A 15,448-nucleotide genomic window follows, 5' to 3' on the forward strand; every position below is an offset into this window, starting at 1 on the left:
AAGTGCGTTGATCAAGAGATCCATGCCCCACCCCTACGGGAGCCCGCGCCCCTCCGCGTACCGTCATGGGTATGAGCCGCCCCACTCCCCCCACTCGACGCCTCCGCCTCGGGCTGCCGCGGCGGATGTTCTCGCAGGTGCTGCTGATGCAGCTCGCGATCGCCGCGGGAGTCACGGTGCTGGCGACCGGGCTGTTCCTCGCACCGCTCAGCAACCAGCTGGACGACCAGGCCATGCGCCGGGCCCTCGCCATCGCGCAGACGACCGCCGAGCAGCCGCAGATCGCGAAGGACCTGCAGACCACGCCCTACTCGGTCGACGGGCCGGTGCAGAAGGAAGCCGAGCGGATCCGCAAGGCCACCAAGGCCGAGTACGTCGTGATCATGAACAAGGACGGCGTCCGCTGGTCGCACACCGACCCTGAGGAGATCGGCGGGAAGGTCTCGACCGACCCCGCGCGGGCGCTCGCGGGCGAGGAGGTCATGGAGATCGACGAGGGGACCCTCGGCCGCTCGGCCCGCGGCAAGGTGCCCCTGCGCGACAGCGACGGGAACATCATCGGAGCGGTCTCGGTCGGCATCGCGTACGACAGCGTCCGGGCCCGCCTGATCCACGCCATCCCGGGCCTGCTCGCCTACGCCGGCGGCGCCCTGGCCGTCGGCGCGCTGGCCGCCTGGCTGATCTCCCGGCGGGTCCAGCGGCAAACCCGGGACCTGGCCTTCTCCGACATCTCGGCGCTGCTCGCGGAGCGCGAGGCGATGCTGCACGGCATCAGGGAGGGTGTCGTCGCCCTCGACCGCACCGGCCGCGTCCGGCTCCTCAACGACGAGGCACAGCGGCTGCTGGGCATCGGCGACGAGGCCGTGGGCCGCTCCCCCGACGAGGCGCTCGGCGCGGGCCGTACGGCCGACGTGCTTGCCGGCCGGGTGACGGGCACCGACCTGCTCACCGTCCGCGGCCAGCGGGTCCTGATCGCCAACCGCATGCCCACCGACGACGGCGGCGCCGTCGCGACCCTGCGCGACCGTACGGAACTGGAGCAGCTCGGCCGCGAGCTCGACTCCACGCGCGGGCTGATCGACGCCCTGCGCGCCCAGGACCACGAGCACGCCAACCGCATGCACACACTGCTCGGACTGCTCGAACTGGAGATGTACGACGACGCCGTGGAGTTCGTCGGGGAGGTGGTCGGCGACCACCGTGCGACCGCGGAGCAGGTCACCGAGAAGATCAAGGATCCGCTGCTCGCCGCGCTGCTGGTGGGCAAGGCGACCGTCGCGGCGGAGCGCGGAGTCGCCCTGTGGATCTCGGACCGCACATGGCTCCCGGACCGGCTGATCGACCCCAGGGGCATCGTCACGGTGGTCGGCAATCTGGTCGACAACGCGCTGGACGCCGTAGGGGGCAAGCCGCACGCGCGCGTGGAGGTGGAGTTGCGCGCCGAGGGCCGTACCGCCGTTCTCAGGGTGCGCGACACGGGGCCCGGCATTCCGGCGGAGCAGCGCGAACTGGTCTTCACGGAAGGGTGGTCCACGAAGAAGCCGCCCGCGCACGGCAAGCGCGGCATCGGGCTCTCCCTGGTGCGGCGGCTGGCCGAACGGCAGGGTGGCAGCGCCGCCGTGACCGAGGCCGAGGGCGGGGGCGCGGAGTTCGTCGTCGTCCTTCCCGAGGCGCTCGCGGGGGACGATCTGGAGCCCGCGCTGACCGTTCCGGCCGCCCCCGAGGAGGAGTCGTGATGATCGAGGTCCTGGTCGTGGACGACGACACGCGGGTCGCGCGGGTCAACGCCGCCTACGTCGAGAAGGTCCCGGGCTTCCATGTGGCGGGCGAGGCGCACAGCGCGGCGGAGGCGCTGCGCCAGGTGGAACTGCTGCCCCGTGTCGACCTGGTCCTCATGGACCACTACCTGCCCGACGAGACGGGTCTGTCGGTCGTCCAGGAGATGCGCCGCCGCGGCCACCAGACCGACGTGATCATGGTGACGGCGGCCCGGGACATCACGACCGTGCAGGCCGCGATGCGCCACGGCGCGCTGCAGTACCTGGTCAAGCCGTTCGCGTTCGCGGGGCTGCGCGCCAAGCTGGAGGCGTACGCCGAGCTGCGTCGCACGCTCGACGGCGGGGGCGAGGCGGAGCAGGCGGAGGTGGACCGCATCTTCGGGGCGCTGTCCATGCCGTCCGAGCCCGACCTGCCCAAGGGCCACTCCCCCACGACCGCGGAGCTCGTCCGGCAGTCCCTGATGCACGCGGAAGGGCCGTTGTCGGCCCAGGAGATCGCCGAGCGGACGGGAGTGAGCCGGCAGACCGCCCAGCGCTATCTGAAGCTCCTGGAGCGCACCGGACGGGCCCGGCTCACGCTCAAGTACGGCGACGCGGGCCGCCCGGAACACCGTTACGTGTGGGCGACCCGCGCCTGAGGGCACGGCCCGTGGGGGCGGGGGAAGGAACCGTGCCCTCCCTCTATACGGATGCCGGCGTCGCGGACTTCAGTCGGTGACCTTGTCCACGAACTCGGTCGTGTACGTCTTGTCGAGGTCGACGTCGGCCTTCTGGACGGCGGGGTTGAACGCCTTGAGCACCTTCTCGACGGTCTCGGGGCCGTTCTTGGGCATCACCCCGTCGTCCGTGAACATCGGCAAGGTGCTCTCGATGGCCGAGGCGTAGAGGACCTTGTTGCCCTGGGAGTAGTCGGCGGGCATCTTGTCGGCGATCTCGCTCGCGCTGTGCGTGGACATCCACTTGAGTGTCTTGACGAATGCATTGACCATCTTCTGGACGGTGTCCTTGTGTGCATTCACCCACTCCGTCTGCATGTACAGACTTGACGAGGGATACGGGCCGCCGAGCGCCGCCTGCGATCCCGCGGGCGTGCGCATGTCCAGGAGAACCTTGCCCGCCTTCTTGGCCAGGATGTTCGCGACGGTCGGGTCCGTCGTCATGCCGCCGTCGATCGCGCCCTGCTGGAGCGCCGAGATGAAGGTCGGTCCGGCGCCGACGGCGACCGGGGTGAACTCGCTGACCTTCACGCCGTTCTTGACGGCGAGGTACTTGGTCAGGAAGTCGGTCGACGAGCCGAGGCCGGTGACGCCGAGCTTCTTCCCCTTGAAGTCCTTGGGCGAGGTGATGTCGTCGGCCTTCTTGGTGGACACGATCTCCACCTCGCCGGGCGCGTGCGAGAACTGCACCACGGACTCGACGTGCTTGCCCTTCACCTGGAGGTCGAGCGTGTGGTCGTAGAAGCCGACCGCGCCCTGGACCTGGCCGGAGACGAGCGCGGTCTCGGCCTGGACACCGGCGGGTTCGCTCAGGAGCTCCACGTCCAGACCCTCGGCGTCGAAGTAGCCGAGCCGCTGGGTGAGCATCGCGGGCAGGTAGATGACCTTGTCCAGGCCACCGACCATGATCTTGACCTTCGTCCCCTTGCCGTCGCCCTTGCTGCCGGAGGAGGCGGTACTGGCCGCGTCATTGGCACAGGCGGTGAGGGAGGAGAGGGCGAGCAGGCCGGCGGCGGCCATAGCGGAGTATCTGGCGGTCTTGCGCATGAGGGTTCACGTCCTTGTGAAGGGGAGGAGGCGAAGGGAGGAGCGGGAACGGCTCGGGTCAGCTGTCCGAACCCGTCGGCTTCCAGCGGAAGATGCGGCGCTCGGCGAAGGTGAGCAGCCCTTCGGCGACGAGCGCGACGACGGCGAGGATGACCATCGCGGCGTACACACCGGCCGCGTTGAACGTGCCCTGCGACTGCGCGACGAGCAGGCCGATGCCCTTCGTGGCGCCGATGTACTCGCCGACGATGGCGCCGATGAGGGCGAAGCCGAAGCTGACGTGGAGGCTGGTGAAGATCCACGACGTCGCGGACGGGATGACCACCTGAAGCGTCACCCGCCGGTCGCTCGCGCCGAGGATGCGGGCGTTGGCCACCAGGTTGCGGTCGACCTCGCGGGCACCCTGGAAGGCGTTGAAGAACACCGGGAAGAAGACGAGCACGACCGCGGACGCGACCTTGGAGGCGGGGCCGAGGCCGAACCAGATCACGAAGATGGGTGCGAGGACGATCCTGGGGATCGAGTTGAGCACCTTGATGTATGGACCAAGGACATCGGCGAGAAAGGTGATCCGCCCCAGAGCAATGCCGAACACCACACCGGCGGCCACCCCGAAGACCCAGCCGAGCAGCGCCTCGTGGAGCGTGTACCAGATCTGTTCGCCCAAGGACCCGAGCGCGGTCCCGTGTGTCACCCAGGTCCAGATCTGGTCCCAGATCTTCGAGGGCATCGAGAAGTTGAACGGATCGATGACGTCGGCACGCGCGAGCACCTCCCACAGCCCGAGGACGGTGACCAGGAGCAGCGCCCGCGAGGCCGCGACGACGATCTTGCGTCTGCGGGCGGCACGCGCGCGTGAATGGGCGCGGTCCGGCGGCGTCTTGGCCGTGTCGACGACCGGTGTGCTGAGAACCTCAGGCGACATGGGCGGCACCCCTCTCGCGCGTGATGCGGACCTCTTCGCCGAGGGACTCCCAGATCTCCCGGTAGATCTCGATGAACCGCGGCTCCAGGCGCACCGACTCGACCTTGCGCGGGCGCGGCAGGTCGATGTCGAACACGTGCTTGACGGTGGCCGGCCCGGCTGTCATCACGACGACCCGGTCGGCCAGCGCGATGGACTCCTCCAGGTCGTGGGTGACGAACACGACGGAGGCACCGGTGCCCTCCCACAGCTCCAGCAGTTCGTCCGACATCAGGGCCCGGGTCTGCACGTCGAGCGCGGAGAACGGCTCGTCCATGAGCAGGATCTCGGGATCGTTGACGAAGGTCGCGGCGAGCGCGACGCGCTTGCGCTGCCCGCCGGACAGCTGATGCGGATAACGGTCCTCGAAGGCCGACAGCCCGACCCGGGCCAGCCACTCACGCGCCTTCCGCTTCGCCTCGGCCTTCGGCACACCACGGAACCGTGGGCCCGCCATCACATTCGACAGGACCGTGCGCCAGGGAAAAGTGGCGTCCTGCTGGAAGACGAACCCGACCTTGTCCCCTACCCCGCGGACCGGTTCCCCGGCGACCACGACCTCGCCGTCGGTGGGTTCTTCGAGGCCGCTGACCAGGGTCAACGTGGTCGACTTGCCGCAGCCGGTGGGGCCGACGACGGCCACGAACTCGCCACGCCGGACCGTGAGATCAAGTCCCCGGACCGCCGTGTGCAGGCCCCCCGACGGGGTCCTGAACGTCTTGCTCGCGCCCCGCAGCTCGATGGCGGGGCTGGTGTCTGCGCTCATGGCCGGGGACGGTAGGTGCGACCCGGGTCACAGCATCAGCCTTCTGAGCGCATGCCGTTCTTTTGCTTGCAACAGCCTGTTGTGCTCGTTTTGCTCGCGCTACAACAGCGGAGCCGAAACACGGGCTTAACGCCCGCCAGGCCTTGACAGAAAGAGGCCCGATGATTGACGTCCTGGTCGTGGACGACGACTTCCGCGTTGCCGAGATCAACGCCAAGTACGTGGGAAAGGTTCCCGGTTTCCGGGTCGCCGCCCGCGCCCACACCGCCGCGCAAGCCCTGGCGACCGTCCAGCGCGGCACCATCGACCTGGTCCTGCTCGACCACTACCTGCCCGACCAGACGGGCCTCGAACTCGTGCACCGCATGCGGGAACAGGGCCACGGCACCGACGTCATCATGATCACCGCCGCGGGCGATGTCACGACCGTCCAGACCGCGATGCGCCTGGGCGCCCTGCACTACCTGGTCAAACCGTTCACCTTCGCCGCGCTGCGCTCCCGCCTCGACTCCTACGCCGCCCTGCGCCGCACCGTCGACCGTGTCGGCGGCCGCGGCGTCGCCGGCCAGGAACAGGTCGACCGGATCTTCGGCGCCCTGCGCACCACGCCCGCCCCGCCCTCACCGGGCCTTCCCAGCGGCCACTCGGAACCGACGACCGACCTCATCTGCCACGTCCTCCACCACGCCGACCACCCCCTGTCCGCCCACGAGGTCGCCGCCGAGACGGGCCTGAGCCGCTCCACCGCCCAGCGCTACCTCCGCCACCTCGAACAGGCCGGCCGCCTCCGCCTCTCCCTCAAGTACGGCGACACGGGCCGCCCGGAACACCGCTACGCGTGGGTGGCGCCGTAGGCGTACGACTGCGGCGCCGACCGTCGTACGCGGATGAGGACGCCGTACGACGATGAGGACGCGCCGTACGCCCTGTACGGGAGCCCTACGGCGATGAGGACGCGGTACGCCGACCAGGGCGCCGTGCGACGACGAGGACGCCGCCTCTATGCCGCCCCCGCACCCGTCAGCGACCGCACCTCGGTCTCCGCGTGCTTGGCCTCGTCCGCCACCTCCGCAGAGGTGACCGTGCCGAGCCAGCCGGCGACGAAGCCCAGCGGGATCGAGACGAGTCCGGGGTTCTGCAGCGGGAAGTACTGGAAGTCGACGCCCGGGAACAGCGATTCCGGGCTGCCCGACACCACGGGTGACAGCAGCACCAGCACCATCGCCGGGATCAGCCCGCCGTACACCGCCCAGACCGCGCCACGGGTGGTGAAGCCGCGCCAGAAGAGCGAGTACAGCAACACCGGCAGGTTGGCCGACGCCGCGACCGCGAAGGCGAGGCCCACCAGGAAGGCGACGTTGAGATCCCTGGCCAGCAGGCCGAGGGCGATCGCGACCACGCCGATCCCCACGGCGGCGACACGTGCCACGGCGACCTCGCTTCGGGGCTTGGCGTCCCGGCGCCGCAGGGAGGCATACAGGTCGTGGGCCACGGACGCCGAGGAGGCCAGGGTGATGCCGGCGACCACGGCCAGGATCGTGGCGAAGGCGACGGCGGCGACAATCGCGAACAGAACCGTTCCACCTGTGGAGTCCGCGCCGCCGCCCAGGTCGAGGGCCAGCAGCGGAACGGCCGTGTTCCCAGCCGCGTTGGACCCGCGCACCGCTTCCGGTCCCACGATCGCCGCCGCCCCGAACCCGAGGACGATCGTCATCAGATAGAAGCCGCCGATGAGCCCGATCGACCAGACCACCGAACGGCGTGCCGCTCGCGCGGTCGGGACGGTGTAGAAGCGCGACAGGATGTGCGGCAGCCCTGCCGTGCCGAGAACCAGGGCGAGTCCCAGGCTGATGAAGTCGAGGCGCGCGGTCCAGTCCTCGCCGTACTTCAACCCTGGCGCCAGGAACTTCTCGCCATGCCCGCTGCGTTCCGCCGCGCTGAGCAGCAGCTGGTCGAAGTCGCCGTGGAAGCGCACCAGAACGAGCACCGTCAGTGCGATGGTGCCGCCGAGGAGCATGACCGCCTTCACGATCTGGATCCAGGTGGTGGCCCGCATCCCTCCCAACGACACATAGATCACCATCAGCGCGCCGACGCCGATGACGGTCCACGTCTGCGCCGCCTCGCCTGTGCCACCGAGCAGCAGGGCCACCAGGCTCCCCGCACCCACCATCTGCGCCACCAGATACAGAACGGACACGGTGACCGAGGAGGTTCCCGCCGCGATGCGCACCGGCCGCTCGTTCATCCGCGCGGCCACCACGTCGGCCAGCGTGAACCGCCCGCAGTTGCGCACCAGCTCCGCGACGAGGAAGAGCACCACCAGCCACGCCACCAGGAAACCCACCGAGTACAGCATTCCGTCGTACCCGAAGAGCGCGATCAGCCCGGAGATACCCAGGAACGACGCCGCCGACATGTAGTCACCCGCGATGGCAAAACCATTCTCCATCGGTGAGAACAGTCGCCCGCCCGCGTAGAACTCCTCCGCGGAGCCATGCCGGTTGCGGCTCACCCACGTCGTGATCGCCAGCGTGACCGCGACGAACACGCTGAACAGCAGCAGCGCCAGCGTCTGATGATCGCCGGTCACGACGCACCACCCCGGATCCCGCGCGTCAGCTCCTGGGTGTCCCAACGCAGCTCCAACGCGGCCCGGTCCCTGCGCAGCCGGGCATGCCGGGCGTAGGCCCAGGTCAGCAGGAACGTGGTGAGGAACTGGCCCAACCCCGCGACCATCGCCACGTTCACCGCGCCCGCCACCGGCCGGGCCATCAGACCGGGCGCGGTCGTCGCGGTCACGACATACCCCACGTACCAGCCGAAGAACCCGATGAACGCCGGCACCACGAACCGCCGATACCGACTGCGCACCTCCTGGAACGCCGCGCTGCGCTGCACCTGGAGATACACATCCGCAGCCGGGTCCACGCGCTCCGCCTGCCCTGCCTCCACGGCCGACGCCGGGACGGCCGCACCCGCCCCGGCGCCCGTCGATTCGCCCCAGCCGGAGGCGAGTGCGTCGTACCAGGGATCGTCGTACCTCACCGCTGCGGGCGTCTCGAGGTAGGCCGGGTCGAACCCGTCGTGGTTTTCGGCCGCGCTTTCGGAGCCACCCCTGCCGCCGCGGGGCCGACCATTGCTTGACTGCATGCCCAAGGATGGACAGAACGGGAAGATCCCCGACTCTTCTTCCCTTCGCGCTTCACCCCATCAGGTGATTCACCCCGTGGGAGGCCGCACAAGCCCCTTCGCGTAGGCGTAACGCACCGCCTGCGCCCGGTCCTTGAGCCCGGTCTTGGCGAACATGTTGTTGATATGGGTCTTCACGGTCGCCGTGGAGACGTGCAATGTGCGGGCGATCTCCTGGTTGCTGAGCCCTTCGGCGATCAGGAGCAGCACCTCGGTCTCCCGCGCGGTGAGCCCGTCCGGGGGCTCCGCCGGCTCGGCCGGCCGGGGCTCGGGCTCCGACAACCGCTCCAGCAGCCGGCGTTGGATGCTCGGCGACAACCCGGCATCCCCGGACAGCACGCTGTGCACCGCCCGCACGATCTCGTCGCCTCCCGCGTCCTTGGTGAGATAGCCGCGCGCCCCCGCCTTGAGCGCCGGGAAGAGCGACTCGTCGTCGCCGAACGTCGTGAGCACCACCACCTGAGTCCCCGGATGTTCGGCACGGATCCGCCGGGTCGCCGCCACCCCGTCGCAGCGGGGCATGCGCAGGTCCATCAGCACCACGTCCGGAGCGAGTTCGGCGACCAGCCGCACTGCCTCGTCCCCGTCTGCTGCGGCGCCGACGACCTCGACCCCCGGCAGCAGTCCGAGCAGCATCACGATGCCCTCGCGGACGACGGTCTGGTCGTCCGCGACCACCACCCGCGCGACCTTGCCGTCGAACTCCTCCGTCATACGGGCACCTTCAGCGTCACCGTGAATCCCTCCTCGTCCGGCCCGGCGTCCAGCGAACCGCCGAGCAGTTCGGCACGCTCGCGCATGCCCAGCAGACCGTATCCGCCCCCCGTCGCGGTGAGTTCGCCCGACGATCCCCCCGAGTCCCGTACGTCCAGAGTCACTTGATGCTCCCCGTAGGCCAGCCGAAGCCGCACCTTGGCGCCCGGAGCATGTTTGCGGACGTTGGTCAGGGCCTCCTGGGCGACCCTTCGCACCGCCTGCGAGGCCTCGACCGGCAGGGCTCTGCGCTCACCCGTAATGGTGACCTCGGCTCCCGCACTCGTCTCCACGAGCTGGGCGAGGAAGTCCTCCAACGGGGTCATGTCCCCGCGCAGGGCCGACAACGCCTGTCGGGTCTCGGTGAGACCGTCCCGCGCCATGCCCCGTGCCGCCACGACCCGCTCGAGGATCTGGTCCCGGTCCGCCCCCCGCTCGATCAGCAGCCGCGCGGCCTCCAGATGCACCAGCTGCGCCGAGAGACTGTGGGCCAGCACGTCGTGGATCTCCCGGGCGATACGAGCCCGCTCCGCCAGGGCGGCCGATTCCGCCTCGGCCGCCCGCGCGGCACGCTCCTGGGCGAGCAGTCGCTGGGCGCCGCCCCGGGCCTCGGCGTCGAGGCGCAGCGTGTACCCCGCCAGGGCCAGTCCCAGGCACGTGACCACGGTCGTCAGCACATCGTCGTCATTGAAGGCTCCGTAGGCACCGAGCGCCATCACCGCGACCGGCGCGGCGACAGCCAGGGGCAGTCGCTCCAGCGCGGCGACAGCGGACGCGCACAAGATCACGAGGGCCGGTACCAGCAGCCCGGAAACCTCGGCCAGGACCGCGACACCCTGGAGCAGCCCCCATGACAGCAGCGCGGGCCAGAGCCGGTGCTGAAGCGTGGACCGGTAGAACACCCACGCCAGCAGGGCGGCGACGACGAATCCGCCGGCACCCGCGGCGATTCTCCAGCCGTGGGCAGAACTGCTCGTCAGGGCACCCCACAGCAGCAGGGAGATGAGCAGCAGCCGCACTCCCCAGGCCAGGAGGCGCCGAGGCCGTGAGAACCCCTCGCGCCCGAGCGCCTCCCGGGACGGCCAGCGTGTCCACACGTTCTCCGTCACACACGCTCCTTCCAGGCGGACCGGGGCACGGCGTCACCGTACGCCGAACCCCGTACGGAGGCCGGGCGCGGAGACTGGGCACGCCAGGCGAGGATGCCCGCGCGCACGAGCAGCGTGGCGGCCAGGGCGAGGAGCAGCGCGGACGACTCCTGGTGGATGCCGAGCGCGGCGCCGAGGGCGTAGAGGCCGACGCGGAGGGCTATGCCGACGAGCCAGACCAACCCGCTCGCTTTGGTGCTCTTGCTCCACACGGCCCCGTCTGACTCCGTCCATACGCGGGAGGTCCAGGCCCAGGCTGCGCCGGTGGCGAGACCGATGAGCAGCTCTGCCGTGAGCAGGGCGGCCGAGGCGGTGTGGTGGTGGGCGTCTATGAGGCCGGGCTCGCGCAGGGCGACGACGGCCAGCACGACCGGCAGCAGCCACCAGCGCCGCTCGGTGTCGATCCGCTGCGCGCGGAACTGGCGCGCGATCACCACGACGACAACGGCCGCGATCAGGAATCCGTCGACGAGCCCGGACATCGGTGCCTCCGTGAGCGAAAGGGGACGCTGCCGACAGCGAGCGCTGCCGACGCCTTCGACGCTACGGAAATTCGCAGGTCAGCGGATCGGCGCTGGGGTGGATCGAAGGTGGAGGCAGGGAGACGGGGGCATCCACCCCCGGGTGGAGAACTCGAAGGACCGTGGGTCCGGAGAACACGTCGGAGCAGGGCGTCCGGGCCGGGCGCAGCCGCAGAGGTCGATCCGGGCGGAACCGAGCCAGGGCCAGGACTGGGAAGAGGACTGGGCCGGCGTCGGACCCGAATCCGGTCGGGACCAGGCCGACCGCAGACCCGAACCGGGTAGGGACCAGGCCGACCGCAGACCCGGATCCGGTCGGGACCAGGCCGACCGCAGACCCGGATCCGGTCGGGACCGAACCAGCCCCCAAACCGAATCCGGTCGGGACCGGGCCCACCGCAGACCCGAACGGGTAGGGACCAGGCAGACCACAGACCCGAATCCGGTCGAGGCCAGGCAGACCACAGACCCGGATCCGGTCGGGACCGAACCAGCCCCGAAGCCGAACCCGGCCCGGAACCAACCCCGACCCCGGCCCCGGCCCAGATCAACCCAGTCCAGCCAGCCCAGCCGAGCGCGCCCAGCCCACCCCGCCCAAGCCGAGCGCAGCCCCCCTCAGCGCTACGCGTCGATACGCGACCGATCCAGCGTTGCCGCCGAGCTGGAGATGAACTCCTTGCGCGGCGCCACATCGTTGCCCATCAGCAGGTCGAAGACCTGCTCGGCGGCCTCGAGGTCGGAGAGGTTCACCCGGCGCAGGGTGCGGTGGCGCGGGTCCATGGTCGTCTCCGCCAGCTGATCGGCGTCCATCTCACCGAGACCCTTGTAGCGCTGGATGGAGTCCTTGTACCGGACGCCCTTGCTCTGGAACTCCATGAGCTTGTCGCGCAGCTCGCGGTCCGAGTACGTGTAGACGTACTTGTCCTGCCCCTTCTTGGGCTGGACGAGCTCGATGCGGTGCAGCGGCGGCACCGCGGCGAAGACCCGTCCCGCCTCGATCATCGGCCGCATGTAGCGCTGGAACAGCGTGAGCAGCAGCGTCCGGATGTGGGACCCGTCCACGTCGGCGTCGGTCATCATGATGATCTTGCCGTAGCGGGCCGCGTCGATGTCGAAGGTCCGGCCCGACCCTGCTCCTATGACCTGGATGATCGCCCCGCACTCGGCGTTCTTGAGCATGTCGGTCACGGACGACTTCTGGACGTTGAGGATCTTGCCGCGGATCGGCAGCAGCGCCTGGAACTCGGAGTTCCGGGCCAGCTTCGCCGTACCCAGTGCGGAGTCTCCCTCGACGATGAACAGCTCGCTGCGGTCGACGTCGTCACTGCGGCAGTCGGCGAGCTTGGCGGGCAGCGACGAGGACTCCAGGGCCGTCTTCCGGCGCTGCGCGTCCTTGTGCTGGCGGGCCGCGATGCGCGTCCGCGCGGCGGCGACGACCTTCTCCATGACGACCCGGGCCTGGGCCGCGGCGTCGCGCTTGGTGGAGGTCAGGAACGCCTTGAGCTCCTTGGAGATCACGGTGTTCACGATGCGGCGGGCCGCCGAGGTGCCGAGGACCTCCTTGGTCTGGCCCTCGAACTGCGGCTCGGCGAGGCGGACCGTCACGACCGCCGTGAGGCCTTCCAGGGCGTCGTCCTTGACGATGTCGTCCTCGGCGACGCGCAGCAGCTTCTTGGCGCGCAGCACCTCGAGCATGGTGCTCGTCACCGCGGTCTCGAAGCCCGCCACATGGGTACCGCCCTTGGGGGTGGCGATGATGTTCACGAACGACTTCAGGGTCGTGTCGTATCCCGTGCCCCAGCGCAGCGCGACGTCGACGTCGAGCTCGCGGGTGACCTGGGTGGGCGTCATCTGGCCGTGCTCGTCGAGGACGGGGACGGTCTCCCTGAAGGTGCCCTGGCCGGAGAAGCGGAGGACGTCGCAGACCGGCTTGTCGGTCGCCAGGTACTCGCAGAACTCGCTGATGCCGCCGTCGAAGCGGAAGGACTCCTCGCCCTTGCTGCCGCCTTCGCCGAGCCCGAACTCGTCGCGGACGACGATGGTGAGGCCGGGGACGAGGAACGCGGTCTGGCGGGCCCGCTGGTGGAGGTTCTCCAGGGAGAGCTTGGCGTCCTTGAGGAAGATCTGCCGGTCGGCCCAGTAGCGCACGCGCGTGCCGGTGCGGGTCTTGGGGATCTTCTTGGCCTTGCGCAGGCCACCTGTGGCGTCGAACTTGGCGTCGGGTCCGGCGCCGGCGAAAGCGCCGGGAACGCCGCGCCGGAAGCTGACCGCGTGGGTGTGCCCGTTGCGGTCCACCTCGACGTCCAGCCGCGCGGACAGGGCGTTCACCACGGAGGCGCCCACGCCGTGCAGACCGCCGGAGGCCGCGTAGGAGCCGCCTCCGAACTTGCCGCCGGCGTGCAGCTTGGTCATGACGACCTCGACGCCGGACAGACCGGTCTTGGGTTCGACGTCGACCGGGATGCCTCGGCCGTTGTCACGGACCTCCACCGACCCGTCGTCGTGGAGGATGACCTCGATGTGGTCGCAGTAGCCCCCGAGGGCCTCGTCCACGGAGTTGTCGATGATTTCCCACAGGCAGTGCATCAGGCCACGACTGTCGGTCGAGCCGATGTACATGCCCGGGCGCTTGCGCACGGCCTCGAGCCCCTCGAGGACGAGCAGGTGCCGCGCGGTGTAGTTGGAACCGTCCCGGTCTGCTCCTGCCAGCAGCGCTGTGGACGGCACGGACGTCTCGGCGGTCACGCGGTTCGCTCCTCGCTGAATTTCAAGTGTGGCCCTTGTGGGTAAGGGCGCGGCTTCGGCCGCCGCCAAGAGGGTACCGAGGCCTGGTAGAGCCGTTGTAACGCCACCCTCGTCGGAACTCACACTAGTCCAGAGTCGCATGCATGTTCGATCCCTTGATGGAGTGAAGTACATATCACGTTCCCTTCGGGGCATGAACCATTTAGGCTCCGGGCACGTCCTCATGAACAACCGGCAAGCCAGCCGGGAGGACCGACATCGACAGACAGCGCGAACCCGTAAGACACATAGACACGCAATACGGCACATTCGCCGCCAACCGGCAGCAGCCGGCCGGCCTCGAAAGATTTTTTTGAGGAAAAGCCCCGAGCGGGAACGTTTTAGGGCTGGTTGGATGTTGACCCTGGTACGACAGCTCGTCGAGCTAGAGAAGAGGCGACGTGACTACTGTTCTGACCCCCGCGAGCCCGTTGACGGCCGCCGATCGCTGCGACCGCTGCGGCGCCCAGGCATACCTGCGCGTCGTCCTGCTCAGCGGCGGTGAACTGCTCTTCTGCGCCCACCACGGGCGCAAGTTCGAGCCGGAACTCAAGAAGATCGCCGCTGAGATACAGGACGAGACGGAGCGACTGACCACCGTCCCGGCATCCGCCTCCGAAGAAGAGCGCTGACACCTCGCACCCACGACGAGCCAGCACCGGCACAGGCCGACATGCGGACGGCCGCCCCTGAAAGCCAGGGGCGGCCGTCCGCGCTCGTATCGACGATCACCTCGTGCGACCACCGCGGCCCGTCGGGCCCGTCGGGCCCGTCGGGCCCGTCGGCAAGCGTTCATGGCCGTCACGGCCCCTCAAGGGGCCCCTGCGAGCTTTCTCCCGCCCCCTCGCCCCACCCGAGCGTCCGTACGACGTCGGACACGCGGGTATAGACGCCAGGGCTGCCCGGTAGCGCACAACCGTTCCCCCACGACACCAGCCCGATCAGCCGCCCCTGGGCGACCAGCGGCCCACCGCTGTCCCCCTGACAGGCATCACGACCGCCTCGCTGCTCCCCGGCACAGAGCATCGACCCGGCGACATAGGCGCCGTCTCCGACGCCTGGATAGGCCCGCTCGCACAGACTGTCGGACAGCACATGGATGCGGGCGGCCCGCAGACTGTGCGCGTAGTCGCCGCCCCCTGTGACATCGCCCCAGCCGTAGACCGTCGCGTCCGTACCCGGGGCGTACGCCGGGTCACCACCGGCGGCCATGGTGATGACCGAGTCCTGCGGCAGTGGTTCGGCGAGGCTGAGCACCGCGAAGTCCCCGGCGTTGGTGGCGGGGTCGTAACCCGGGTTCACCCAGGTGTCCTGTACGCGGATCTCCTGACCCTCGTCCGAGAGCAGGTCCGTGCGGCCCGTGATGACCTTGAGATCGGGCACCCGGTCGGGCGGCGCCCCCAGGACGTCCTCACTCACACAATGGGCCGCGGTGAGCACTGTGGTCCGGCCGACGGCCGCGCCGCCGCAGAACTGTCCGGCGCGCGTACCCCCGAACCGGTCACGACTGGACAGCGCCACGGTCCACGGGCCGTCCGAGATGTCGACGGGAAATCCGCCTACGACGATGCTGTCGGCGGCCACAGGGGCGGCGGACGCCAGCGGTATGGCCCCCGCCACGGCCGCCAGGACCAGCGACCGGTTCAGCGCCCGGGCAAAAGGACGACGCATGCACATTCCTCACTCTGGGTCGGACTTGGGAAACCCAGAGTGATCCACGCCGCCGCGGCCCGCACCCGCTGGGACGAGCCCACGGCCCGCCAGCCCGGCCGGGCGCGC

General features: G+C 69.8%; 14 protein-coding genes. 4 read left to right on the forward strand and 10 right to left on the reverse strand.

Translation table 11 applies throughout. From position 1 onward, the window contains the following. The first annotated feature begins 65 nt into the window (after positions 1–65). Positions 66–1,736, forward strand: coding sequence for an ATP-binding protein (locus ACFUO4_RS10175; protein WP_383482017.1), 1,671 nt, complete (start codon positions 66–68; stop codon positions 1,734–1,736). Next, positions 1,736–2,416, forward strand: coding sequence for a response regulator (locus ACFUO4_RS10180; protein ID WP_383482396.1), 681 nt, complete (start codon positions 1,736–1,738; stop codon positions 2,414–2,416). Before ACFUO4_RS10175 ends, ACFUO4_RS10180 begins: the two co-directional genes overlap by 1 nt. Before the next feature lie 69 nt (positions 2,417–2,485). On the opposite strand, the gene ACFUO4_RS10185 is transcribed toward ACFUO4_RS10180, so the two are convergent. The 3 genes from ACFUO4_RS10185 to ACFUO4_RS10195 are packed head-to-tail and all read right to left on the reverse strand — an operon-like array spanning position 2,486 to position 5,271. After that, complete coding sequence (locus ACFUO4_RS10185) at positions 2,486–3,541, reverse strand: ABC transporter substrate-binding protein (RefSeq protein ID WP_383482019.1); 1,056 nt, start codon at positions 3,539–3,541, stop codon at positions 2,486–2,488. Between the two features lie 58 nt (positions 3,542–3,599). After that, positions 3,600–4,466 (reverse strand): ABC transporter permease, encoded by an 867-nt coding sequence (locus tag ACFUO4_RS10190; protein WP_383482022.1) that lies wholly within the window; start codon positions 4,464–4,466, stop codon positions 3,600–3,602. Continuing rightward, positions 4,456–5,271, reverse strand: a complete 816-nt coding sequence (locus ACFUO4_RS10195) for an ABC transporter ATP-binding protein (RefSeq protein ID WP_126274750.1) — start codon at positions 5,269–5,271, stop codon at positions 4,456–4,458. Before ACFUO4_RS10195 ends, ACFUO4_RS10190 begins: the two co-directional genes overlap by 11 nt. 161 nt (positions 5,272–5,432) lie before the next feature. Between ACFUO4_RS10195 and ACFUO4_RS10200 the strand changes: the two genes are divergently transcribed. After that, complete coding sequence (locus ACFUO4_RS10200; RefSeq protein ID WP_383482025.1) at positions 5,433–6,125, forward strand: response regulator; 693 nt, start codon at positions 5,433–5,435, stop codon at positions 6,123–6,125. 146 nt (positions 6,126–6,271) lie between these two features. Here ACFUO4_RS10200 and ACFUO4_RS10205 read toward each other — a convergent pair whose 3' ends face one another. From ACFUO4_RS10205 to ACFUO4_RS10230, 6 genes are all read right to left on the reverse strand, one after another. Continuing rightward, the gene (locus ACFUO4_RS10205) at positions 6,272–7,864 is read right to left on the reverse strand and encodes a cation acetate symporter (RefSeq protein ID WP_079309261.1); all 1,593 of its coding nucleotides are present in this window, start codon (positions 7,862–7,864) and stop codon (positions 6,272–6,274) included. Beyond that, positions 7,861–8,424, reverse strand: coding sequence for a DUF485 domain-containing protein (locus ACFUO4_RS10210; protein ID WP_383482028.1), 564 nt, complete (start codon positions 8,422–8,424; stop codon positions 7,861–7,863). Before ACFUO4_RS10210 ends, ACFUO4_RS10205 begins: the two co-directional genes overlap by 4 nt. Before the next feature lie 69 nt (positions 8,425–8,493). Further along, positions 8,494–9,177, reverse strand: a complete 684-nt coding sequence (locus ACFUO4_RS10215; RefSeq protein WP_383482031.1) for a response regulator — start codon at positions 9,175–9,177, stop codon at positions 8,494–8,496. Continuing rightward, positions 9,174–10,325: a sensor histidine kinase gene (locus ACFUO4_RS10220; RefSeq protein ID WP_079309263.1), complete on the reverse strand. Its 1,152-nt coding sequence runs from the start codon at positions 10,323–10,325 to the stop codon at positions 9,174–9,176. Before ACFUO4_RS10220 ends, ACFUO4_RS10215 begins: the two co-directional genes overlap by 4 nt. Next, positions 10,322–10,846: a CcdC protein domain-containing protein gene (locus tag ACFUO4_RS10225; protein ID WP_079309264.1), complete on the reverse strand. Its 525-nt coding sequence runs from the start codon at positions 10,844–10,846 to the stop codon at positions 10,322–10,324. Before ACFUO4_RS10225 ends, ACFUO4_RS10220 begins: the two co-directional genes overlap by 4 nt. A 660-nt stretch (positions 10,847–11,506) precedes the next feature. Continuing rightward, a complete protein-coding gene (locus ACFUO4_RS10230) occupies positions 11,507–13,630 on the reverse strand; it encodes a type IIA DNA topoisomerase subunit B (protein WP_383482036.1) in 2,124 nt (707 codons plus the stop codon). A 440-nt stretch (positions 13,631–14,070) separates the two neighbouring features. Here ACFUO4_RS10230 and ACFUO4_RS10235 point away from each other — a divergent pair, with 440 nt between their 5' ends. Continuing rightward, positions 14,071–14,301, forward strand: coding sequence for a hypothetical protein (locus ACFUO4_RS10235; protein ID WP_079309265.1), 231 nt, complete (start codon positions 14,071–14,073; stop codon positions 14,299–14,301). Between the two features lie 169 nt (positions 14,302–14,470). On the opposite strand, the gene ACFUO4_RS10240 is transcribed toward ACFUO4_RS10235, so the two are convergent. After that, positions 14,471–15,340, reverse strand: a complete 870-nt coding sequence (locus ACFUO4_RS10240; RefSeq protein ID WP_383482039.1) for a S1 family peptidase — start codon at positions 15,338–15,340, stop codon at positions 14,471–14,473. Positions 15,341–15,448: the final 108 nt, after the last annotated feature.

The organism is Streptomyces sp. NPDC057280, assembly GCF_042668605.1.
Lineage (GTDB): Bacteria > Actinomycetota > Actinomycetes > Streptomycetales > Streptomycetaceae > Streptomyces.

Bases quoted from the DNA above. Each gene is read 5' to 3' on its own strand.
- ACFUO4_RS10210 (WP_383482028.1), bottom strand. From the start codon at position 8,424: ATGCAGTCAAGCAATGGTCGGCCCCGCGGCGGCAGGGGTGGCTCCGAA.
- ACFUO4_RS10225 (WP_079309264.1), bottom strand. From the start codon at position 10,846: ATGTCCGGGCTCGTCGACGGATTCCTGATCGCGGCCGTTGTCGTCGTG.
- ACFUO4_RS10195 (WP_126274750.1), bottom strand. From the start codon at position 5,271: ATGAGCGCAGACACCAGCCCCGCCATCGAGCTGCGGGGCGCGAGCAAG.
- ACFUO4_RS10180 (WP_383482396.1), top strand. From the start codon at position 1,736: ATGATCGAGGTCCTGGTCGTGGACGACGACACGCGGGTCGCGCGGGTC.
- ACFUO4_RS10215 (WP_383482031.1), bottom strand. From the start codon at position 9,177: ATGACGGAGGAGTTCGACGGCAAGGTCGCGCGGGTGGTGGTCGCGGAC.
- ACFUO4_RS10240 (WP_383482039.1), bottom strand. From the start codon at position 15,340: ATGCGTCGTCCTTTTGCCCGGGCGCTGAACCGGTCGCTGGTCCTGGCG.
- ACFUO4_RS10175 (WP_383482017.1), top strand. From the start codon at position 66: ATGGGTATGAGCCGCCCCACTCCCCCCACTCGACGCCTCCGCCTCGGG.
- ACFUO4_RS10185 (WP_383482019.1), bottom strand. From the start codon at position 3,541: ATGCGCAAGACCGCCAGATACTCCGCTATGGCCGCCGCCGGCCTGCTC.
- ACFUO4_RS10190 (WP_383482022.1), bottom strand. From the start codon at position 4,466: ATGTCGCCTGAGGTTCTCAGCACACCGGTCGTCGACACGGCCAAGACG.
- ACFUO4_RS10200 (WP_383482025.1), top strand. From the start codon at position 5,433: ATGATTGACGTCCTGGTCGTGGACGACGACTTCCGCGTTGCCGAGATC.